Origin of the sequence: Bradyrhizobium sp. PUT101 (genome assembly GCF_052043945.1) — a bacterium.
Classification (GTDB): Bacteria; Pseudomonadota; Alphaproteobacteria; order Rhizobiales; family Xanthobacteraceae; genus Bradyrhizobium.
This window is the reverse complement of the sequence record NZ_CP197207.1, coordinates 3,224,033-3,245,850: the sequence shown is the minus strand read 5'-3', so window position 1 is coordinate 3,245,850 and position 21,818 is coordinate 3,224,033. Positions and strand designations below refer to the sequence as shown.

At 65.1% G+C, this 21,818-nt stretch carries 19 protein-coding genes; 17 read left to right on the top strand and 2 right to left on the bottom strand.

What is annotated here, in order from left to right; genetic code table 11:
- Nucleotides 1-3 precede the first annotated feature (3 nt).
- From ACSHT2_RS15970 to ACSHT2_RS15950, 5 genes are all read left to right on the top strand, one after another.
- Nucleotides 4-819: an ABC transporter substrate-binding protein gene (locus tag ACSHT2_RS15970; protein WP_440642398.1), complete on the top strand. Its 816-nt coding sequence runs from the start codon at nt 4-6 to the stop codon at nt 817-819.
- Complete coding sequence (locus ACSHT2_RS15965) at nt 806-1,690, top strand: polysaccharide deacetylase family protein (RefSeq protein ID WP_440642397.1); 885 nt, start codon at nt 806-808, stop codon at nt 1,688-1,690. Before ACSHT2_RS15970 ends, ACSHT2_RS15965 begins: the two co-directional genes overlap by 14 nt.
- On the top strand, nt 1,687-2,337 hold the full coding sequence (locus tag ACSHT2_RS15960; protein ID WP_440642396.1) for an aspartate/glutamate racemase family protein: 651 nt from the start codon (nt 1,687-1,689) through the stop codon (nt 2,335-2,337). Before ACSHT2_RS15965 ends, ACSHT2_RS15960 begins: the two co-directional genes overlap by 4 nt.
- A 212-nt stretch (nt 2,338-2,549) precedes the next feature.
- Nucleotides 2,550-4,133 carry an ABC transporter substrate-binding protein gene (locus ACSHT2_RS15955; RefSeq protein WP_440642395.1) on the top strand — a complete coding sequence of 528 codons (1,584 nt, stop codon included), beginning with the start codon at nt 2,550-2,552 and terminating at the stop codon, nt 4,131-4,133.
- A complete protein-coding gene (locus ACSHT2_RS15950; RefSeq protein WP_440642394.1) occupies nt 4,130-5,503 on the top strand; it encodes an amidohydrolase family protein in 1,374 nt (457 codons plus the stop codon). Before ACSHT2_RS15955 ends, ACSHT2_RS15950 begins: the two co-directional genes overlap by 4 nt.
- Before the next feature lie 216 nt (nt 5,504-5,719).
- Here the strand turns inward: ACSHT2_RS15950 and ACSHT2_RS15945 are convergent, their stop codons facing one another.
- Nucleotides 5,720-6,640, bottom strand: coding sequence for a LysR substrate-binding domain-containing protein (locus tag ACSHT2_RS15945; RefSeq protein WP_440642393.1), 921 nt, complete (start codon nt 6,638-6,640; stop codon nt 5,720-5,722).
- Between the two features lie 274 nt (nt 6,641-6,914).
- Between ACSHT2_RS15945 and ACSHT2_RS15940 the strand changes: the two genes are divergently transcribed.
- The 10 genes from ACSHT2_RS15940 to ACSHT2_RS15895 all read left to right on the top strand — a co-directional run bounded on the left by ACSHT2_RS15940 (nt 6,915) and on the right by ACSHT2_RS15895 (nt 17,122).
- Entirely contained in the window at nt 6,915-7,949 is a 1,035-nt protein-coding gene (locus tag ACSHT2_RS15940) for an ABC transporter substrate-binding protein (RefSeq protein WP_440642392.1), read from the top strand.
- A 23-nt stretch (nt 7,950-7,972) separates the two neighbouring features.
- Nucleotides 7,973-9,013: an ABC transporter ATP-binding protein gene (locus tag ACSHT2_RS15935; RefSeq protein ID WP_440642391.1), complete on the top strand. Its 1,041-nt coding sequence runs from the start codon at nt 7,973-7,975 to the stop codon at nt 9,011-9,013.
- Entirely contained in the window at nt 9,010-9,885 is an 876-nt protein-coding gene (locus ACSHT2_RS15930) for an ABC transporter permease (RefSeq protein WP_440642390.1), read from the top strand. The genes ACSHT2_RS15935 and ACSHT2_RS15930 overlap by 4 nt, the downstream gene beginning before the upstream one ends.
- Nucleotides 9,882-10,688 carry an ABC transporter permease gene (locus ACSHT2_RS15925; RefSeq protein ID WP_440642389.1) on the top strand — a complete coding sequence of 269 codons (807 nt, stop codon included), beginning with the start codon at nt 9,882-9,884 and terminating at the stop codon, nt 10,686-10,688. Before ACSHT2_RS15930 ends, ACSHT2_RS15925 begins: the two co-directional genes overlap by 4 nt.
- 8 nt (nt 10,689-10,696) lie before the next feature.
- On the top strand, nt 10,697-11,893 hold the full coding sequence (locus ACSHT2_RS15920; protein ID WP_440642388.1) for an NAD(P)/FAD-dependent oxidoreductase: 1,197 nt from the start codon (nt 10,697-10,699) through the stop codon (nt 11,891-11,893).
- A gap of 248 nt (nt 11,894-12,141) precedes the next feature.
- A complete protein-coding gene (locus tag ACSHT2_RS15915) occupies nt 12,142-12,438 on the top strand; it encodes a (2Fe-2S)-binding protein (RefSeq protein ID WP_061880887.1) in 297 nt (98 codons plus the stop codon).
- Nucleotides 12,435-13,853, top strand: coding sequence for an NAD(P)/FAD-dependent oxidoreductase (locus ACSHT2_RS15910; RefSeq protein ID WP_440642387.1), 1,419 nt, complete (start codon nt 12,435-12,437; stop codon nt 13,851-13,853). Before ACSHT2_RS15915 ends, ACSHT2_RS15910 begins: the two co-directional genes overlap by 4 nt.
- Nucleotides 13,850-14,971 carry an NAD(P)/FAD-dependent oxidoreductase gene (locus ACSHT2_RS15905; RefSeq protein WP_440642386.1) on the top strand — a complete coding sequence of 374 codons (1,122 nt, stop codon included), beginning with the start codon at nt 13,850-13,852 and terminating at the stop codon, nt 14,969-14,971. The genes ACSHT2_RS15910 and ACSHT2_RS15905 overlap by 4 nt, the downstream gene beginning before the upstream one ends.
- Nucleotides 14,972-14,986: 15 nt before the next feature.
- Complete coding sequence (locus ACSHT2_RS15900) at nt 14,987-15,334, top strand: RidA family protein (protein WP_440642385.1); 348 nt, start codon at nt 14,987-14,989, stop codon at nt 15,332-15,334.
- A gap of 171 nt (nt 15,335-15,505) precedes the next feature.
- Entirely contained in the window at nt 15,506-17,122 is a 1,617-nt protein-coding gene (locus ACSHT2_RS15895) for an ABC-F family ATP-binding cassette domain-containing protein (protein WP_440642384.1), read from the top strand.
- Nucleotides 17,123-17,264: 142 nt separating this feature from the next.
- Here ACSHT2_RS15895 and ACSHT2_RS15890 read toward each other — a convergent pair whose 3' ends face one another.
- Nucleotides 17,265-18,593 carry a dicarboxylate/amino acid:cation symporter gene (locus ACSHT2_RS15890; protein ID WP_440642383.1) on the bottom strand — a complete coding sequence of 443 codons (1,329 nt, stop codon included), beginning with the start codon at nt 18,591-18,593 and terminating at the stop codon, nt 17,265-17,267.
- Between the two features lie 436 nt (nt 18,594-19,029).
- Here ACSHT2_RS15890 and ACSHT2_RS15885 point away from each other — a divergent pair, with 436 nt between their 5' ends.
- Nucleotides 19,030-19,866, top strand: coding sequence for an SDR family oxidoreductase (locus ACSHT2_RS15885; protein WP_440642382.1), 837 nt, complete (start codon nt 19,030-19,032; stop codon nt 19,864-19,866).
- 130 nt (nt 19,867-19,996) lie between these two features.
- Nucleotides 19,997-21,799 (top strand): cation:proton antiporter domain-containing protein, encoded by a 1,803-nt coding sequence (locus tag ACSHT2_RS15880; protein WP_440642381.1) that lies wholly within the window; start codon nt 19,997-19,999, stop codon nt 21,797-21,799.
- The last annotated feature ends 19 nt before the right edge of the window (nt 21,800-21,818 follow it).

Below are 21,818 nucleotides of genomic sequence, written 5' to 3'. Positions count from 1 at the left end.
GCGATGAGGAGACTTTTGGTTGCGGCGGCGTTTCTGGGCGCCATGAGCGCGTCGGTGATGGCGGCTGAATTGCCGGCGGAGATCGCCAAGCGCGGCAGCCTCAAGGTCGCGCTGGTGCCGAACTATCCGCCGATGGAGTTCCGCGATCCTGCAACCAACGCCCTGTCCGGCTTCGACATCGATCTCGGCGAGGCCATCGGCCGCAGGCTCGGCGTCAAGATCGAATGGCAGGAGACGAGCTTTGCCGAATTCATGCCGTCGATCTCGACCGGGCGGGTGGACGCCATCCTGTCCGGCTTCACGGACTATGCCAGCCGGCACGAGGTCGCGTCCTTCGTCGATTACTTGCGAAGCGGTCCGCAGTTCTTCGTGCAGGCGTCGCGCAAGGCCGAATTCAAGGATGCGGTGGCGCTCTGCGGCAAGAAGGTCGGCGCCAGCCGCCGCACCATGTTTCCGGCGCAGATCGCGGCCTGGAGCGAGAAGAATTGCGGCAGCAATCCGATCCAGTTCGTCGGCACGGACGGTTCGGCCGATGCGCGCACCCAGCTCAGGCAGGGCCGCATCGATGCCGCCGCCCAGGGCAACGAGACGCTGCCCTACATCATGGACCTCGAGCCCGGCACCTACGCGACGGTGGGCGAGCCCATCGCGCAGCAATTCACCGGCATTGCCCTGCCGGTCAAGGAGAAGGCACTGCAGCAGGCGATGCTGGAGGCGGTCGATGCGCTGATCGCTGATGGGACCTACAAGACCCTGCTCGCCAAATGGAAACTGACCGACAACGCACTCGAAAAGGCGACCATCAATGCTGGACAGTAAGGCACTCCAGAGCATCCCGCTCGTTCCGGCCAACGCTGCGGATCCCGCGCCGGAATATTCCTGGCCCAAGCCGTACACGTCCGCGATGTTCCTGTCGTTCGATGTCGATGCGGAGAGCGCCTGGACCAGCAAGGACGCGATGCATGCGCAGCGGCTCATCACCATGAGCTACGGTGGCTACGAGGCGCGCGTCGGCACGCCGAAGCTGCTGGAGCTGCTCTACCAGCTCGATCTCAAGGCGACTTTCTTCGTCACGGGCTGGTCGGTCGACGCGCATCCGGCGATGGCCGAATCGATTTTGAAGGCCGGTCACGAGATCGGCCATCACGGTTATCATCATCTTCTGCCGGACCCCGGCGATCCCTGGATCGAGGAGGAGCTGGAGCGCGGCTTCGAGGCGCTGAAGCGCCGGCTCGGCGTCAGGCCGACCGGCTATCGGGCACCCTACGGCGAGTTCACCGAGGAGCTGCGCGTCGCATTGGTGCGCCACGGCATCGTCTACACGTCCTCGTTCCGCGACGACGTCAGGCCCTATCGCCATCGTCTCGCCGACGGCAAGCCCGGCACGATCGAGCTGCCGGTGACGGCGAGCTATGACGACTGGATGCACGGCCTGTCCGCCCGCTTCAGCCCACGCTCGATCTTCCCCAAGGAGCACGTGCTCTCGATGTGGAAGGACGAACTCGACGAAGTCCGCGATTGGGGTGCGATGGTGACGACAGTGCTGCATCCGCAATGCAGCGGCCGTCCGATGCGGCTGCGGCTGCTGCGTGAGTTCCTGACCTACGCAAAGTCGTGCCCGGACGTCTGGATCACCACCGGCGAGAAGATCGCCGAAAACTTCCTGCGCCACGAGGCCGGCAACCGTTGACCCGCATCCTCGTCATCAATCCGAACTCCTCCGCGTCGGTGACGGCGGCGATCGACGACGCGGTCGCGCCGCTGCGTATAGCCGGCGGACCTGAGATCGAGGTGGTTGGCCTTGCCGAGGGGCCGCTGGGCATCAGCTCGCAGCGCGATGCAGACAGCGTCGTCATGCCGCTGGTCAACCGCGTCACGCGCGACGATGCCAATGCCTTCGTGCTCGCCTGCTTCAGCGATCCCGGCTTGCATGCGGTGCGCGAGGCGGCCGGCGGGCGCCCGGTGCTGGGTATCGCCGAATGCGGCATCTTTCGCGCGCTGATGCTGGGCGAACGTTTTGGCGTGATCGCCCTGTCGCCGTCGAGCATCCGCCGTCAGCAGCGCATGGTGCGGGTCATGGGCGTCGACAGCCGCTATGCCGGCAGCTGGTCGGTCGGCGCGAGCGCGGCCGAGACGGCGGGTGCGGATATCCGTGGTCGCCTGATCGAAGCCGGCCGCGCCCTGGTCACGCAATGCCGCGCCGATGTGGTGGTGATGGGCTGCGCCGGCATGGCCTCGCATCGCGCGGCGATTGCGGATGCGATTGGCGTGCCTGTGGTCGAGCCGGCCCAGCAGGCGGTGGCCGCTGCGATCGGCGCGGTCTTGTTGAACACGTGAGGAGAAACGATGCAGTTCGACTTTTTCGCATTGCTCGGGCCACGTACTCGCTGCACCTCTCCCGCGTGCGGCAGAGGTCGGCGCGTAGCGCCGGGTGAGGGCTCCTTCCTCTTGGGGGGCCTCGCTTGCGGAGACACCCTCTCCCCAACCCTCTCCCGCAAGCGGGAGAGGGAGCACACCTCCGCTATGGTCAAATCAGGAGCTCTCAACTAGTGCCTATCTCCCGCCGTTCGCTGCTCAAGGCAGCCGCCGCCGTGCCAGCGCTTTCATTGCCGGGCCTCGTTCGCGCAGAGTCCCAGACAACGCTGCGCTTCATTCCCGTTATCGACCTCGCCTTCGTCGATCCCATCTACTCGACCGCGCAGGTGTCGCGAAACCACGGCTTTATGGTTTACGACACGCTCTATGGCATGAGCTCGTCGCTCCAGGTCTCGCCGCAGATGCTGTCGGGCCATGTCGTCTCCGCTGACGGGCTGCAATGGGATCTCACATTGCGCGACGGCCTGGTCTGGCACGACGGCGAGCGCGTGCTCGCGCGCGACTGCGTCGCCAGCATCCGCCGCTGGGCGGCGCGCGACGGCTTTGGCGGCGAATTGTTGGAGGCGACGGCCGAACTGCTGGCTGCCGACGACCGCACCATCCGCTTCCGTCTCAAGCGGCCGTTCCCGCTGCTGCCGCAGGCGCTCGGCAAGGCTGCGATCAATGCCTGCTTCATGATGCCCGAGCGGCTGGCCAGCCAGGATCCGTTCAAGCCGCTGACCGAAGTGATCGGCAGTGGCCCGTTCCGCTACCTCGCCGACGAGCGCGTGCAGGGCGCCCGCAACGCCTATGCCAAATTCGAGCGCTATCAGCCCCGCAGCGACGGCAGGCCGGATTGGACCGCTGGTCCGAAGATCGTGCACTACGACCGCGTGGTCTGGACCACCACGCCCGATGCCGGCACCGGCGTTGCCGCGCTCCAGACCGGCGAGCAGGATTGGCAGGAGACCACGCCGCATGATCTGTTGCCGGTGATCAAGGCTGCCGGTGACATCGAGATGCGTATCCTCGATCGCCGTGGCTACGCCTGCATGCTGCGCCTCAATCACCTTCAGCCGCCGTTCGACAATCCCGCCATCCGCCGCGCGCTGCTGGGTGCGATCGACCAGTCCGCGTTCATGACCGCGGTGGCCGGCACCGATCCCGCCTTCCAGGTCTCGCCGATCGGCTACTTCGCGCCTGATACGCCGATGGCGAGCGAGGTCGGCCTCGACGTGTTCCGCGGTCCGCGCGACTACGCCAAGGTCAAGGCCGATCTCAAGGCCGCTGGCTACAATGGCGAGAAGATCGTGGTGCTCGTCCCCACCAATTCGCTGGCACAGAAGCCGCTCGGCGAGATCGCCGTCGACAGCTTGCGCAAGGCCGGCATGAACGTCGAATATGCCGGGCTCGATTTTGCGGTGGTGCTGCAGCGCCAGCTCAAGAAAGATCCGATTGGGCAGGGCGGCTGGAGCGCGGCGGTCGGCAACTGGCAGGGCATCGACTGGCTCAACCCGGCCGGCAACACCAACATCCGCGGCGAAGGCAAGGTCGCCGGCTGGTATGCGAGCGAGAAGATGGGGCCCTTGCGCAGCCAGTGGCTGGCGGCCTCCGAGCTCGCCGAGCAGCAGCGCATCTGCCGCGAGATCCAGGCGGTCGCGTTCGAGGAAATCCCCTATATTCCGATCGGCCTGTACAAGCAGCCGACGGCCTATCGCAAGGCCATCACCGGCATTCTCGACGGCACCGCGGTCTTCTGGAACGTACGCCCCGCATGAGCACCACAGCAATTTTCGGCAGCTATGTGCTGTCACGGAAGGACGGCGCGCAGGATGTGCTGCGCGACCATTGGGTCCTGGTCGAGGGCAAGAGGATTGCGGCCGTCACGCGCGACAGGCCAAGCGCTGACCAGGTCTACGATCGTCCCGGCCGGTTCGTGCTGCCGGGCCTCCTGAACCTGCACAATCACTGCTTCTCTGAAGCGGTGGCGCGCAGCCATACCGAGGACGGCAACGGCCGCAAGAACAACCAGAGCATCGTCTACACGGTGCTGCTGCCGCTGACCAAGCGCGGCGCCGACATCCTGTCGGCGGAAGAGCGGCTCGCAGTCGCGCGGCTGGGCATCCTCCAGCTCCTCAAGGGCGGCGCCACCACGGTGATGGAGCCGTTCCGCAATTCGATTCCGGAAATGTTCGACGCGGCGGAGGAGATGGGCATCCGTTTCTACGGCGCGCCCTATCTGTTCTCCACGTCCGACGCCAAAGCAGGCTCGGATGGCGTGGTGCACTATTCGGGTGATGACGGCGCCGCCGACATGGCGACCTGGGATGCTCTCTATCAGCGCTGGAACAATCGTGGCGATGGTCGCATCAGCCTTGCGATGAGCCCGCATGCCACCGACACCTGCGGCCCCGATCTCTTGAAGGCCTGCGCGGTGCGGGCGCGCGAGCTCGGCGTGCCCATCACGACGCACATGGCGCAGAGCCGCGCCGAGGTCGAGACCATCGGCAAGCGCTATGGCGGCCGCACGCCGGCGCAATATCTGGACTGGCTCGGCCTGCTGGCGCCCGACCTCCTGGCGGCACATTGCATGTTCAGTAGCGACGACGACCTCAGGCTGATGGCCGCGCGTGACATGACCGTGCTGAACTGCCCGCGCGTCTTCGCGCGCGCCGGCGTCACCGCGGCGTTCAGCCGTTTTGCCGAGCACGGCGTGCGCACCGTGGTCGGCACCGATGGCTACAACATGGACCTGCTCGGTGAACTCAATGCCGCCTCGCTGATCTCCAAGATCACCTTGGCGCGTCCCGACGTCGCGAACTCGCCAGAGCTGATCGAAGCGAACACGGCTGTCGCCGCCGCCGTCATCAAGCGGCCGGACCTCGGCCGCATCGAGCCGGGCGCCACCGCCGATCTCACCGTTGTCGATCTCACTCATCCGCATCTTCAGCCGCTGTTCGACCCCCGCCGCGCTCTGGTCGCGCTCGCCAACCGCGCCAATATCGATCAGGTCATGGTCGATGGCCGCGTGCTGATCGATGCCGGCCGCTATCTCGGCGCCGATGAGGCGGCGATCACGGCGGCAGGTACGGCGGCCATCGAAAAGATCTGGCATCTGCCGGAGGCGCAGGCCGCGTTCAACGGTTGAGCGTAGCGTCGGACGCTTGATTGTTGCCACGAAAGAGGTCGGCTCCCTCTTCCGCTTGCGGGAGAGGGCAGGGGAGAGGGCTCTCTCCACAACGAGATACTCCCGATGCGGAGAGAGCCCCCACCCGGCGCGCGGGACGATGCTTCGCATCGCCCGGACGCGCCGACCTCCCCCGCAAGCGGGAGAGGTTGCAGCGAACCCGCGGCTTGCGTCCGTCTAAGCTGACGGCGTTTCGCTTTGATTTTCGAGTTCAACCAGCGCTCTGCGCATGGTCTCGACCAGATCGAGCGCGACCGGCGAGGGGCTGCGCTGCGCCGGGAAAACGGCGGAGAACTCGAAATCGATCCGAGGCAGGAAGCGGCGCACGACGACGCCGCGCGTTGCAAACTCCTGCGCGGTGAAGGGATCGCAGATCGCGACGCCAAGTCCTGACGACACCATGCCGCACATGATCTCCGACAGCGTGGTCTCGACCCTGAGCACGCGGCTGACGTCGTGGCGGTGAAAGACCTGGTCGACGAGGTGCCGGCTCGACGATCCCGCCGACAGCGAGATGAAGGTCTCGCCCTCGAAATCGCGCGGCTCCAGTGCTTCCTTTTCTGCGAGGCGATGACCGGTCGGCAGCACCGCCACGCGCGCCAATGCCGGCAGCCGCAGGCTCGGCAGGCCGGAATGTGCGATCGGCACCTCGGCAAAGCCGATGTCGCATTGGTTGTTCAACACCCAGTCGACGACGATCGGCGAGATCACGCCGAAGAAAGCAAGGTTGAGGTTGGGCCGTTCCATCAAGAAATGCCCCGCGAGCCGCGGCAGATAGCCGTTCGCCAGCGCCGGCAGGGCGGCGATCCGCAGCGAGCCGGTGCGCCGGCCGCGGATTTCTTCGGCGGCCGCGGTGATGCGCTCGAGACCGACGAAGGAGCGCTCGACCTCGGTATAGAGAGCCATCGCCGCCGCGGTCGGCACCAGGCCGGTGCCGCGGCGCTCGAACAGCTCCATCTTGAGCAGAGCCTGGAAGTCGCGCAGCAGCCGGCTGACCGCAGGTTGTGTCACCACCATCAATTTTGCCGCCTCGGTGACGCTGCCGGTCAGCATCGTGGCCCGGAAGGCCTCCACCTGCCGCGAATTGATCCGCGCCATACCCCACAATCCAATCATAACATTTCGGCATGCAGATGGTGCCATTATTCATTGGACGATGGAAGTATAGGTTGCGATCTTTTTCATCAGAGCTGGAGACAGCCCGCTTTTTCGGCAGATTGGAGGGGTTCAAACCTCCAGATCGCGCCAATACCCGCCGAGCAGGGGCCGGAGCCCTGATCGGACAGGATTTGCGCGGAAGGAAATGCGGCAGGCGCTTCGGCCGGAGACTTGTCGGCACGTCACCTCATTCCGGTATTGGAGATCGGTCCATATGAAGACTCTTCGCCTTCTGACAGCGGTCAGCATCGCGGCGCTCGTTGCCGCCCCGTCGGTCGCCTCGGCCCAGCAAAAGACCCTCTATGTTGCCGGCTACGGCGGCTCGTTCGAAAAGACGATCCGCGACGAGGTGATCCCGGCCTTCGAGAAGGAGAACGGCGTCAAGGTCGAGTACGTCGCCGGCAACTCCACCGACACGCTGGCCAAGCTTCAGGCGCAGAAGGGCAATCAGCAGATCGACGTCGCCATCGTCGATGACGGACCGATGTACCAGGCGATCCAGCTCGGCTTCTGCGGCAAGCTCGACGGGCTGCCGGCCGATCTCTACGACACCGCCCGCTTCAAGGACGATCGCGCGGTCGCGATCGGCATCGTCGCGACCGGCCTGATGTACAACACCAAGGTGTTCAAGGAGAAGGGCTGGGCGCCGCCGACCTCGTGGAACGATCTGAAGGACACGAAATACGCCAAGCAGCTCGTCATCCCGCCGATCAACAACACCTACGGCTTGGAGGCGCTGGTGATGCTGTCGAAGATGAACGGCGGCGGCGAGACCAACGTCGAGTCCGGCTTCAAGATCTTCAAGGAGCAGATCAATCCGAACGTGCTGGCCTATGAGCCGTCGCCGGGCAAGATGACCGAGCTGTTCCAGTCCGGCCAGGCCGTGATCGCGGTTTGGGGCACGGGCCGTGTGCAGAGCTTCGCCAATACCGGCTTCCCCGTCGACTTCGTCTATCCGAAGGAAGGCGCGGCGACGCTGCTGACGACGGCGTGTCCGATCGCCAAGCCGAATGCCTCGCCACTCGCTGCGAGCTTCGTCAAGATGCTGCTCGATCCCAAGATCCAGCTCGTGATGCTGAAGGACTACGGCTACGGCCCGGTGCTGAAATCGCTGGTGATCCCGCCGGAGCTCGGCAAGATGGCGCCGATCGGCGAGCGCGCGGCCAAGCTCTACAATCCCGACTGGACCGTCATCAACGAGAAGCGTGAGGAGTGGACCAAGCGCTGGAATCGCGAGGTCGAGCGCTGATCGGTCGCGGCGGAGACAGCGTCATGGCCTATCTCGAGCTCGATCGGGTCGCAAAGCAGTTCGGCGCGCAGACTGTGGTCGAAGACTTCAGTCTGTCGGTCGGGAAGGGGGAGTTCATCTCCTTCCTCGGCCCGTCCGGCTGCGGCAAGACCACGACATTGCAGATGATCGCGGGCTTTCTCGATCCCACGCGCGGCGCGATCCGCCTGGAGGGCAAGGACCTGACCGCGGTTCATCCGGCCAAGCGTGGCCTCGGCATCGTGTTCCAGAGCTATGCGCTGTTTCCGCATATGACGGCGGCGGAGAACGTCGCCTTTGGCCTCGAGATGCGCAACGTGTCGCGAAGCGAGCGGGCCGAGCGCGTTCGGGCCGCGCTGGCGATGGTAGGGCTCGCCGGCTACGAGGACCGCCATCCGCGGCGCATGTCCGGCGGCCAGCAACAGCGCGTGGCGCTGGCGCGCGCGCTGGTGATCAAGCCGAGCGTGCTGCTGCTCGACGAGCCGCTGTCGAACCTTGACGCAAAACTGCGCGAGGAGATGCAGATCGAGCTGCGCCAGATCCAGCGCACCATCGGCACCACCACGATCCTGGTCACGCACGACCAGAACGAGGCGATGTCGCTGTCCGACCGCATCGTGGTGATGAGTCAGGGCAAGATCGAGCAGATCGGCACGCCGCAGGAGACCTATGAAAAGCCGGCCTCGGCTTTCGTCTCGCAGTTTCTCGGCAAGACCAATGACTTTGCCGCAACCATCGACCGGACCGCGACGCCGGCGCGGCTGGTGGCGGGCTCCTGGAGCGCGCCGGCGCCGGCTGGCTTCAACGGTGTCGTCACCGTCAGCATCCGCCCCGAGCGCATCGGTTTTGGCGATGTGGGGCTCAGTGCCAAGATCATCACGCGCATCTTCCAGGGTAATCATTGGCTGTTCCAGTGCGAGAGCGAATGCGGCCCGGCGATCGTGATTCGCCAGAATGACGGCAAGGCCCAGCCTGGCGAGGGCGACGCCGTTCGCCTGTCCTGGCGTTCGGAGGACATGAGCGTGCGCGCGGGGGCTGGCGCATGAGCGCGGTCGCGCAGGAACGCAGCGCGCGTGCGCCATGGGCACTGACGGCGCCCGCCTTGATGCTGTTCGTCGGCGTGCTGCTGATTCCGCTGGCGATGACCGTGATGCTGTCGTTCCACGATTGGGGCCAGTACAAGGGCATCGAGCCGGTCTTCATCCTCAAGAACTGGCACGAGATCGCGACCGATCCCTATTACGCCGAAATGTTCTGGCGGACGTTTCGCATTGCGATCCTGACCACGCTGCTCACGGCTCTGCTGGGCGCGCCCGAAGCCTACATCCTCAACCGTATGAGCGGCCGCTGGAAGAGCTTTTTCCTGCTGGTCATTCTCGGGCCGCTGCTGATCTCGGTGGTGGCGCGCACGCTCGGCTGGGCGTTGCTGTTCGGCGGCAATAACGGCCTCGTCAACAAGCTCCTGATGTCGGTTGGCGCGATCCGTTCGCCCATTCCCTTCATGTTCACCGAAACAGGCATGGTCGTCGCGCTCGCGCATGTGATGATGCCGTTCATGGTGCTGTCGGTATGGGCCGCACTGCAGCGGCTCGATCCGCAGATCGAGAACGCCGCGATGTCGCTCGGCGCCGACCCCGTCACCATCATTCGCCGCATCATCATGCCGCAGATCATGCCGGGCGTGCTCTCGGGCGCGATCATCGTGTTCTCGCTCTCGGCCAGCGCCTTCGCGACGCCGGCGATCATCGGCGGCCGGCGGCTCAAGGTCGCGGCGACGCTCGCCTATGACGAGTTCCTCAACACGCTGAACTGGCCGCTCGGCGCTGCCGTCGCGACGCTGCTGCTGGTCGCGCTGGTGCTGATCGTCATCGGCAGCAACACGTTGATCGAGCGCCGCTACGCGGAGGTGTTCCGATGAGACGGAACGGCCCGCTGGCGCTGATCTTCCATGCCATCTTCGTGATCGTCATGGTGGCGCCGATCCTGGTGGTCTGCCTCGTCGCCTTCACGCCAGAAGGCTTCCTCTCGCTCCCGACCAACGGCTTTTCGTTGCGCTGGTTCAGGACCATCGCGAACTATCCTGAGTTCATCCACGCCTTCTGGGTCAGCCTCGGACTCGGCGCGCTCTCGTCCTTCGTCGCGCTGCTGTTCGCGGTGCCGGCGGCGCTCGCGATCGCGCGCTACCGCTTCCGCGGCCGCGATGCGCTGGCGGCGCTGTTCCTCTCGCCGCTGATGATCCCGCATGTCGTGCTCGGCATCGCCTTCCTGCGTTTCTTCACGTCGGTTGGCCTCGGCGGCAGTTTTGCGGCGCTGATCATCGCGCATGTCATCATCGTGTTTCCGTTCGCGCTGCGGCTGACGCTGGCGGCGGCGACCGGCATGGACCGCACGGTCGAGATGGCGGCGGTCTCGCTCGGCGCCGGCGGCTGGACGTTGTTCCGCCGTGTGACCTTGCCGCTGATCCTGCCCGGCGTCATCAGCGGGTGGGCGCTCGCCTTCATTCAGTCCTTCGACGATCTCACCATGACCGTCTTCCTCGCGGCACCCGGAACCGAGACGTTGCCGGTGCGCATGTTCCTTTATATCCAGGACAACATCGATCCGCTGGTGACGTCGGTCTCGGCCTGCGTGATCGCGATCACCATGACCGCCCTCATTCTGCTCGACCGCTTCTACGGGCTCGACCGCGTGCTCGCCGGCAAGGGCGATACGGGACGATAGGAGAACTCATGTCTAAAGCGCTTTCGAGCGAAGTGGACGCCGGTTCGCGTGAAGAAAACGCGTCAAAACGAAAGTCTGAATACGACGTCGCCGTCGTCGGCGGCGGACTGCTCGGCTCCGCCATTGCCTGGGGCCTCGGCCGCCTCGGCAAGGAGGTCGCCGTGCTCGACGAAGGCGATATCACCAAGCGCGCCTCGCGCGCGAATTTCGCGCTGGTGTGGGTGCAGAGCAAGGGCTTGGGCATGCCGGCCTATACGGTCTGGACCGTGCGGGCGTCGGAGGCGTGGGGCCGGCTCGCGTCCGAACTGAAGCAGCAGACCGGCCTCGATGTCTGCCTCCAGCAGAACGGCGGCTTCCATCTCACGCTTGGCGAGGACGAATTCGGCCAGCGCACCGAGCTCGTCAAGCGCATGCACAACCAGGCCGGCGCCGCTGACTACAAAATGGAGATGCTTCCCGCATCCGAGGTGAAGAAGGCGCTGCCGCTGATTGGCCCGGAGGTCTCCGGCGGCAGCTATTGCCCGCTCGATGGCCACGTCAATTCGCTGCGCACGTTCCGCGCCTTCCACACCGGCTTCAAGGCGTTCGGCATCGACTATTTTCCGGAGCGTCCCGTCTCGGCGATCAGCAAGAGCGGCGGCGAATTCCGTCTGACCACGCCGAGGGGCGAGCTGCGCGCCGCCAAGATCGTGCTGGCCGCCGGCAACGCCAACCAGACGCTGGCGCCGATGGTCGGTCTCTACGCGCCAATGGGGCCGACCCGCGGCCAGATCGTGGTGACCGAGCGGACCATGCCGTTCCTGCCGCATCCACTGACCACGATCCGCCAGACCGACGAGGGCACGGTGATGATCGGCGACAGCAAGGAGGACGAGCTCGATGATCGTGCGTTGAAGCATTCGATCAGTGCCGTGATGACGGATCGCGCGCAGCGGATGTTTCCGCATCTGTCGCGGCTCAACGTCGTCAGGAGCTGGGCCGGCATCCGCGTGATGCCGCAGGACGGCTTTCCGATCTACGACCAGTCGGAGACGCATCCCGGCGCCTTCGTGGCCTGCTGCCATTCCGGTGTGACGCTCGCCTCCAACCACGCCTTCGAGATCGCGGGCATGGTGGCGCAAGGCGCGCTCGAGCCGGAGCTTGTCGGCGCGTTCTCGGCCAGCCGCTTTGGTGGCGCAGGCGTGGCGAACAATAGCGGCTATTGAGATGCGAAGAGTTTGGGTTGAACCGATGGCAGCTAAGGACTCAGATCACCTCTCCCATAGGGAGAGGTCGGAGCGCATCGCAAGATGCGCTCCGGGTGAGGGGTTACGGCCTCACCTCGTGCTGCGGCCCCTCACCCGGATTGCTACGCAATCCGACCTCTCCCCGTCGGGGAGAGGTGAAGCCATCGCCGCCGCACCTGACTTTCCTATGCTCCACCGGGTTCAGAGAAGGAGCCGCGAGGCATCCCATGTTTAAGAGATCCGAACAGGACAAGCGTCCGCAAGTGCAGATCTTCGTCGACGGCGTTGCCGTCGCGGCGCGCCAGGGTGACACCGTTTCCGCCGCGCTGCTGGCCTCCGGCGTTGACGCACGGCGTTCCACCGCAGTGAGCGGCGCGCCGCGTCTGCCTTATTGCATGATGGGCGTGTGCTTCGACTGCCTCGTCACCATCGACGGCGTCGGCAACCGGCAGGGCTGCCTCGTGCCTGTCGCCGAGGGCATGCAGGTCGAAATCCAGAAGGGCAAGCGGGAGATCGGAAAATGACTGTGGCTCCCAAGCGCGAAGCGTATGACGTGGTGGTGATCGGCGCCGGGCCTGCGGGTTTGGCTGCCGCCGCGACATCCGCCGAGGCCGGCCTGTCGACGCTGCTGCTCGACGAGAATATCGGTCCCGGCGGCCAGGTGTTCCGCGCGATTTCCTCGACGCCGGTCACCGAGCGCAATCAGCTCGGCGCCGATTATTGGGTCGGTGCCGATCTCGTGCAGGCGCTGCGTGCGAGCGGCGCCGAGGTCATCCATCGTGCGACGGTCTGGAGCCTCGACCGCAATCTCGAGATCGCCGTCTCGATCGGCGGCGCATCCGCCTTCGTCAAGGCCAAGCGCGTGATCCTAGCGACCGGCGCGCTGGAACGGCCGTTCCCGATTCCCGGCTGGACGCTGCCGGGTGTGATGACGGCCGGCGCGGCCCAGACCATGCTGAAATCGTCGGCGCTGGTGCCTGACGGCCGTACCGTGCTCGCGGGGCAGGGGCCGCTGCTCTGGCTGCTCGCCGCTCAGATCCTCCGCCTCGGCGGTCGCATCGACCGCATCCTCGACACCACCGAGCGCGGCAATTATTTCGCGGCGCTGCCTCATGCCTTTGCCTTCCTGACTTCGCCTTATTTCGCCAAGGGCCTGTCGATGATGCGCGAGGTCAAGGCGAAGGTGCAGGTCGTCTCCGGCGTCACCGAGCTCTCTGCGGCCGGTGACGGCCAGCTCGCCAGCGTAAGCTATGTCGCCGGCCGCAAGCGCGAGACCATACCTGCGGATCTGTTGCTGTTGCATCAGGGCGTCGTGCCCAACGTCAATCTGGCGATGGCGGCTGGCGTCGAGCATCGCTGGGACGATCTGCAATTGTGTTGGTCGCCGGTGCTCGATGCGAGCGGCAATTCGTCGGTCGCCGGCATTGCTATCGCGGGCGACGGGGCAGGCATCGGCGGCGCAAATGCAGCCGTAGTCCGCGGCCGCATCGCGGCGCGTGCGGCGGTGGATGCATTAGCACCTGCAGCCGCGGCGAAGCTTACTGCAATGGCAACGCTCCGCGCCGATCTCGCGAAGGCCGAGCGCGGCCGCGTCTTCCTCGACACGCTGTTCCGCCCCGCGCCGCAGTTCCGCATTCCCTCGGGCGATACCATCGTCTGCCGCTGCGAAGAAGTGACGGCAAAGGACGTTCTCGATTCCGTCGCCATTGGTGCAACCGGGCCGAACCAGCTCAAGGCCTATCGCCGCACCGGCATGGGTCCGTGCCAGGGCCGGCTCTGTGGCCTCACAGTCACCGAGCTGATGGCGCAGGCGCGCGGCAAGTCCCCGCAGGAGATCGGCTACTACCGTCTGCGTGCGCCGGTGAAGCCGATCACGCTCGCCGAGCTCGCCGCCGTTCCGAAGACCGAAGCCGACGTCAAGGCCGTGGTGCGCGGATGAGCAGGAACGTGGATGCAATCGTCGTCGGCGGCGGCATTCACGGATGTTCGACCGCGCTGCATCTGTGCCTCGCGGGCTTGAAGCCGGTGCTGATCGAGAAGGACTACGCCGGCCGCCATGCCTCGGGTGTCAATGCTGGCGGTGTCCGTCAGCTCGCACGGCACGTCCCCGAAATCCCGCTCTCGATCCGCTCGATGGGGATCTGGGAGAAGATTTCAGATCTCCTCGACGACGATTGCAGCTTCGAGAGCCACGGCCAGGTCTTGGTCGCGGAAGACGAGGAGGAGCTCGCGATCTGCCGCGCGCGTGTCGCCGAGCTCAACGCGCTCGGCTTCACCCATGAAGAGCTGATCGACGCGACTGAACTACGGCGCCTCGTGCCGGCCGTCGCCGAGACCTGTCCCGGCGGCGTGGTCTCGCGCCGGGACGGAGCCGCCAATCCGGCGCAGGCGACGACGGCGTTCCGTCGCAAGGCCGAGCAGCTCGGCGCGACCGTGCGCGAGGGCGTGGCCGCCAGCAACATCCGCTACAGCGACGGACTCTGGCACGTCGACGTCGGCACGGACACCTATGCTGCGCCGGTGCTCGTCAACGCCGCGGGCGCCTGGGCCGGCAAGGTCGCGGCTGATCTCGGCGAACCCGTTCCGGTCGAGACGGTGGCACCGATGCTGATGATCACCTCGCGCGTGCCGCACTTCATTGATCCCGTCGTGATCCTGCGCGGGCGCAAACTCTCCTTCAAGCAATTCAAGAACGGCACCGTGCTGATCGGCGGCGGCCATCTGGCGACGCCCTACCAGGAACGCAACGAGACGGTGCTGGACTGGAAGAGTCTTGCGACCAGCGCGCAGACCGTGTTCGAGCTGTTCCCGGTGATGCGCAGCGCCACCATCGTCCGCGCCTGGGCGGGCATCGAGGCCAGGATGAAGGACGATCTGCCCGTGTTCGGGCCGAGCAGCCGTTACAAGGGCCTCTATCATCAGTTCGGCTTCTCGCTGCATGGTTTTCAGCTCGGCCCCGGCGCCGGCGCCGTGATGGCGGAGCTGATCGTCAACGGAGGCAGCCAGACCCGCGTCAGCGATCTCGGCATCGACCGCTTCCATCCCTCCACGCTCTAACAACAAGAGGACATCATGAGCATCAACCGCAGCATCCGCACGCCTATCATGCACCGCGCCGTCGAGGCAGGCGGTTTCGTCTTCCTCGGTGGCACCATTGCCGACGACACGTCGGTCTCGATGGGCGAGCAGACCCGCAACATCCTCGGCAAGATCGCCGGCTATCTGAAGGAGGCCGGCACCGACAAGTCTCGCGTCGTCAGCGCCTCGATCTTCGTCACGGATCTCTCCAAGAAGAAGGAGATGGATGCGGCCTGGACCGAGTTCTTCGGCGACAATCTCCCCACCCGCGCCACCGTCGGCGTCGCCGATCTCGGCGGCGGCGCGCTGATCGAGGTGGTGGTCACCGCTTTGAAGGGTTGACCCCGCACGGCGACGAAGGACGACGGCGCCTCCCGCGCTGTCGTCCCCTTGCGCCCTGCCTTGATCTCGCCCTTCGATGGGACTACTTGGAGAGTTCCTCAATCAGGATACTTGCAGCCATGGATATGAGCCCGACCGCAAAGCCCACCTGCCTTGCTCACGGGGAATTCCATGCCTGCTTCGATCATTCTGTCGAACCTGTCGCTGTCCACGCCTGACGGCCGTTCTCTTCTCTCCAGCATCGATCTGACATTTTCGGCCGAGCGGACCGGTCTGGTCGGCCGCAACGGCGTCGGGAAAACGACGCTGCTTGCGTCGATCCTCGGGGAACATGTGCCCCAATCCGGGCGCGTTCTGATCGACGGCACCACCGGCCTGTTGCGCCAGGATGTGCAGGTTCTTGCCGGCGCGATCGTAGCCGACCTGTTCGGCGTGCGCCGGGCGCTGGAGCTGCTTCGCCGTGCAGAGCGAGGCGATGCCTCAGCCGATGACATCGCTGCGATTGACTGGACGCTCGAGACGCGGCTCGAGGCCGCGCTGGCCCGCCTCGGGTTCGATCCGTCTCCCGACACGGAGCTGTCTTGCCTGTCCGGCGGCCAGATCACGCGGCTTCGGCTCGCCGCACTGATTTTCGCCGAGCCCGACTTCCTGCTCCTGGACGAGCCCACCAACAATCTCGACCAGGATGGACGCAAAGCGGTGACCGACCTGCTTGCCACCTGGCGCGGCGGCGCGATCGTCGTCAGCCACGATCGGGGCTTGCTGGAGACCATGGATGCGATCGTCGAACTGACGTCGCTCGGAGCCACGCGATACGGCGGCAATTGGAGCCGGTATCGCGAGCAGAAGGCGGTCGAGCTTGCGGCCGTCAGGCACGACCTCGCGCATGCCGAAAAACGTCTCTCCGAGATCGACGGCAAGGCGCGGGAGGCTGCGGAAAGGAAGGCGCGCAAGGACAGCAGCGGAAGGAAGAAGAGCGCCAAGGGCGACATGCCGCGGATCCTGGCCGGTGCACGCAAGGATCGTAGCGAGGACAGCGGCGGCAAGAACGCGCAAATCGCCGAGCGGCGGCGCACGGAGGCCATCGATGCTGCAGACACGGCGCGCCGGCGTATCGAGATTCTTCAGCCATTGTCGGTCAGGTTGCCCGCGACCGGCCTGCCGGCGGGCAGGGAGGTGCTTTGGCTCGACGGCGTCAGTGCGGGCTATCGGCCCGAGCAGCCGGTCTTCCGCGATCTATCGCTCACAATCGTCGGTCCCGAGCGCGTCGCGCTGGTCGGACCCAACGGCTCCGGCAAGACGACGCTGCTGAAACTGATCGCGGGCGAGCTGCGGCCGCTCTCCGGCACCGTGCGGGTCAGGCCGGACTTCGCGCTGTTCGACCAGAAGGTGAGGCTACTCGATCCCGCGATCTCCATCCTGGACAATTTCGGGCGTCTCAATCCGAAGGCGGGTGCGAATGAATGCCATGCCGCACTGGCGCGGTTCATGTTTCGCGCCGATGCTGCCTTGCAGATCGTTGGAAGCCTGAGCGGCGGGCAGTTGCTTCGTGCAGGCCTTGCCTGTGTGCTTGGCGGGGTGACTCCGCCGTCCCTGCTGATTCTCGACGAGCCGACCAATCATCTGGATGTCGAGTCCATCGAAACCGTCGAGGCTGGCTTGAGAGCCTATGACGGCGCTCTGCTTGTCGTCAGTCATGACGAGGCATTCCTGCAGGCAATCGGGGTCACGCGGCGGCTCGATCTCGCCGCCGGACGTGATTCCAAAGTCGCATCATTCGAACAATAAAAACCCGACGCCCTGCCCCCAGCGCGTCGGGTGAAAAAATGAGTATCAGTCCGTGATCCCAATGCCTTCTTGTGACGCTTATCCCGCCGGTTTTCCACTCCGGGAAACTACCGCATCGGAATTGGGCTGCGCCTGCCTCGATCTACGCGCCTCCGCCCGGTTCCAGCGCTTCGCCGATCTCCAGCGGATGGGCCATGGTCTCGTGCAGCGCGTCGCGGTCGAGCTCGCCTTCGGAGATGCTGATGACGACGCAGGCGACGCCATTGCCGATCAGATTGGTCAGCGCGCGGCATTCGCTCATGAATTTGTCGATGCCGACCAGGATCGCGATCGACTGGATCGGAATATCAGGCACGATCGAGAGCGTCGCGGCGAGCGTGATGAAGCCGGCGCCGGTGACGCCCGAGGCGCCCTTCGAGGTGATCATGGCGATGCCCAAAATGCCGAGCTCCTGCCAGATGGTCAGATGCGTGTTGGTTGCCTGCGCCAGGAACAACGTCGCCAGCGTCATGTAGATGTTGGTACCATCGAGGTTGAAGCTGTATCCCGTCGGAATGACGAGGCCGACCACGGAACGCGAGGCGCCGAGATGCTCCATCTTCTGGATCATCTGCGGCAGCACCGTCTCGGAGGAAGACGTGCCTAGCACGATCAGAAGCTCGTCCTTGATATAGGCGATGAAGCGCAGGATCGAGAAGCCCGCCAGCCGCGCGATCGAGCCGAGCACGACCAGCACGAACAGCATGCTGGTGAGATAGAACGTGCCGATCAGCGCCGCGAGGTTGAGCAGCGAGCCGAGGCCGTAGGCGCCGACGGTGAACGCCATCGCGCCGAAGGCGCCGATCGGCGCGACGCGCACGATGATGCGGATGATGCCGAAGAACATCTTCGCGGCCTTGTCGATCGCCTCCGCAATGGGCTCGCCGGCCTTGCCGAGGAAAGCGATGGCGAAGCCGGAGAGGATCGAGATCAGCAGCACCTGCAGGAGGTCGCCCCGCGCGATCGCGCCCAGATAGCTGTCGGGGATGATCGCCATCAGATGGGCGACGATGCCCTCTTCCTTGGCCTTGGTGACGTAGGTCGCGACCGATTTCGGATCGATGGTGGCGGGATCGATGTTGAAGCCGTGCCCGGGCTGGAGAATCTCACCGACCAGCAGGCCGACCGCGAGCGCGACGGTCGAGACCGTCTCGAAATAGATCAGCGACTTCAGCCCCACCCGGCCGACGCGCTTGAGGTCGCCCATCGAGGAGATGCCGTGCACCACGGTGCAGAAGATCACCGGAGCGATCATCATTTTGATCAGCGCGATGAAACCGTCGCCGAGCGGCTTCAAGGCCTTGCCGAGATCAGGATAGAAGTAGCCGACGAGCACGCCGAGCGCGATCGCGATCAGGACCTGCACGTAGAGGATCTTGTACCAGGGCTGATGCCGGCGATGGATGGCTGACTGGATCGCGACTTGTGTCATAGAGTGTGAGTCCGGAACGCATTGATCATGCATGACTTGAATCATGCATGACTTGCATCATGTGATGGCCGCCGCCGAAGCGACAATCACATTTTTGTCTGTTAGCACGATGATCGATCGCGCCGCCGCAGGCGCTTGTTGTCGATCGCAGCCACCACGGCGCCGGCGGCTGCAAGCTCTCGATGGGGTGGGCTCGTGACCGTTCCGATGATCGGAGTGCTTGCCTTTGCAGCCCAGGCATGCGGCGCCGCCTGCCGATCATCCTCGGTGCGATCGGCGGTTGTCTCGGGTGCCTGGTGAACGGCCTCGCCTCGGCATGCCGATCGACTTCACCCCGCTATAGGCCGCGCCGAGTCCAGGGGTGCGTGCAGCGTATGCACAACCGGGTGGAACAAAACGCCGGTTCCAGCCATGATGACGCATCCGGAGAGAACCCATGCCGCAAACCGATCGTTCGACTTCGTTTCCCTCGCGCCTCGTCGGCCAATACGCGCTGGTGACCGGTGCCTCGCAAGGCATCGGCCGCGCCGTCGCCGTCCGGCTCGCCCAGGAAGGCGCAACCGTCGCTATCAATTATTTCGAGAGTGCGGAGCGGGCGGAGGAGACGCTCGCCCTCGCTCGGGCAGCTTCGAGCGATCGCGGCCACGGCGCGCCCGATCATTGCATCGTCAAGGCCAATGTCGGCAATGAGCAGGACATTGCTGCGATGTTCGAGATGATCCTGTCTCGCTGGAAACGTCTCGATTGTCTTGTCAACAATGCAGGCTTCCAGAAGGAATCGCCGAGCGAAGCGCTTGACGTCGAAACCTATCGCCGCATCATCGACGTCAATCTCAACGGTGCCGTACTCTGCGCGCAGAAGGCGCTCGCTCACTTCGTCTCACGCGGTGGAGGCGGCAGCATCATCAACTGTTCGAGCGTCCACCAGATCATTCCAAAGCCCGGCTATCTCGCCTATTCGATCAGCAAGGGAGGCATGGCCAATCTGACGCGTACGCTGGCGCTCGAATTTGCCGGCCGGGGCATCCGCGTCAACGCGGTGGGGCCAGGCGCGATCGACACGCCGATCAATGAGGCGTGGACCGGTGACCCCGAAAAGCGCGGCGTCGTCACCAGCCACATTCCGCTGGGCCGCGTCGGCACGCCGCAAGAGATCGCCGCCGTGTTCGCCTTCCTCGCCTCGGAGGACGCGAGCTACATCACTGGACAGACGCTCTATGCCTGCGGAGGCCTGACGCTGTTCCCTGAATTCCGGGAGAATTGGGCGAGCTGAACGTCCCATCCGCATCGGCGGCCGCCAGCCCGCACGGAGAAACCAGGGCGGGTTGGGGGCTGCGGCGCCGTGTGCTATCGACCGTGGACGACGCGGCCGCTATTGGCAAGCGCCGACACGTGACGGGCTCGTGACCACAACCATCAACATCAATGCCTACAGTGACGCGCTGGTGGTCCTCGGCACTGCCGGCGTCGTGGTGCCGATCGTCCGCCACTGGGGTATCAATCCGGTGCTGGGCTATCTCGGTGCCGGCGCCATTCTCGGTCCGCTCGGGCTCGGCTCGATCGTTCGAGAGATCCCGTTCCTGTACTGGTTTACGGTGACGGACGCGCAGAACGTCGAGGGTATCGCCAATCTTGGCATCGTCTTCCTGCTATTTCTGATCGGGCTCGAGCTGTCTTTCAGGCGGCTCGTCACGATGCGACGGCTGGTGTTCGGGCTTGGCGGCCTGCAGGTGGCGGCAACGTCCGCCTTGATATTCGGCGTGGCGCTTCTATCCGGGCAAGACTCCGATACCGCCGTTATCATTGGCGCGAGCCTTGCGCTGTCCTCGACGGCCATCGTGCTCGAGCTTCTCTCCGCCGAGCGGCGGCTTGCGACCACAGCCGGGCGCGCCAGCTTCTCGGTGCTGCTGGCCCAGGACCTCGCCGTGGTCCCCATTCTCGTCTTCGTCTCGGTGCTCGGTGCAGGCAGCGCTGGCTCGGTCGTGACGCACATCTCAAGTGCGATCCTGAAGGCGGTCGTGGCGGTCACTTTTCTCATTCTGATCGGACGGCTGCTGATGCGTCCGCTCTTCCAGATGGTTGCGGGCACCCATTCGACGGAGTTGTTCGTCGCGGCGACCTTGTTCGTCATCGTCGGCGCAGGGCTTGCCGCACACCAGGCCGGCCTGTCGATGGCGCTCGGGGCATTCGTTGCGGGACTGATGCTGGCGGAAACGGAGTATGGCAAGGCCATCGAGGCCACCGTCGAGCCGTTCAAGGGCCTGCTGCTCGGCATCTTCTTCTTCACCGTCGGCATGGCCATCGACTTCCGCGTGTTCATGCGCGAGCCCGGTTGGCTGCTGGCTGCCGTTATCGGCATTCTCGTCGGCAAGGCGATCGTGCTCATCATTCTGGGGCGCCTCTTCAGGCTCTCATGGCCGGCAGCGATCGAGATCGGCTTCCTGCTGGGTCCCGTCGGCGAATTCGCCTTCGTCAGCATCGGAATGGCGTCGGCCGGCGGCCTGATCGAGCCTCGCGTGTCGAGCTTTGTCGTCGCCGTCACCGCCGTGACGATGGCATTGACGCCGCTTCTGGGTATGGTCGGACGACGATTGGCCGCGGAGCTGGAGAGCGAGCGCACGCCAGATCCAGAACTCGCGGTTCGTCCGCCCAGTGACCGAACGCAGGCCATCGTGGTCGGCTATGGCCGCGTTGGAAAAGTGGTCTGCTCGCTGCTTACCACACATGGCGTGGACTACATCGCGGTCGATCACGATCCGATCGCCGTGGCGCGCGACCGCCGCGACGGCCATAAGGTCTTCTTTGGCGACGTGACAGAGCCGGGCTTTCTCGAAGCTTGCGGCCTGATGCAGACGACCGGCGTGATCATTACGATTCAGTCGCGAACGGCGATCGATGCCGTCGTCGAGCGGATCCGTTCGGTGCGGCCGGATGTGTTGATCGTCTCACGTGCGCGCGACGCTGATCATGCCCGTCACCTCTATGCAATCGGCGCCACCGACGCGGTGCCGGAAACCATCGAGGCGAGCCTGCAGCTTTCAGAAGCCGCGCTGGTCGGCCTCGGAGTTGAGGTCGGGCATGCGATAGCCTCGGTGCACGAAAAGCGTGACGAGTTTCGGCGGATGTTGCAGCAAGCCGCCCACACGGCAGACCAGGAGAAATCTCACCCATCAGCTATCGCAGGACGCCCGTCCCGCCGACGGTAGTCTGGAAAAACCGCCCTCG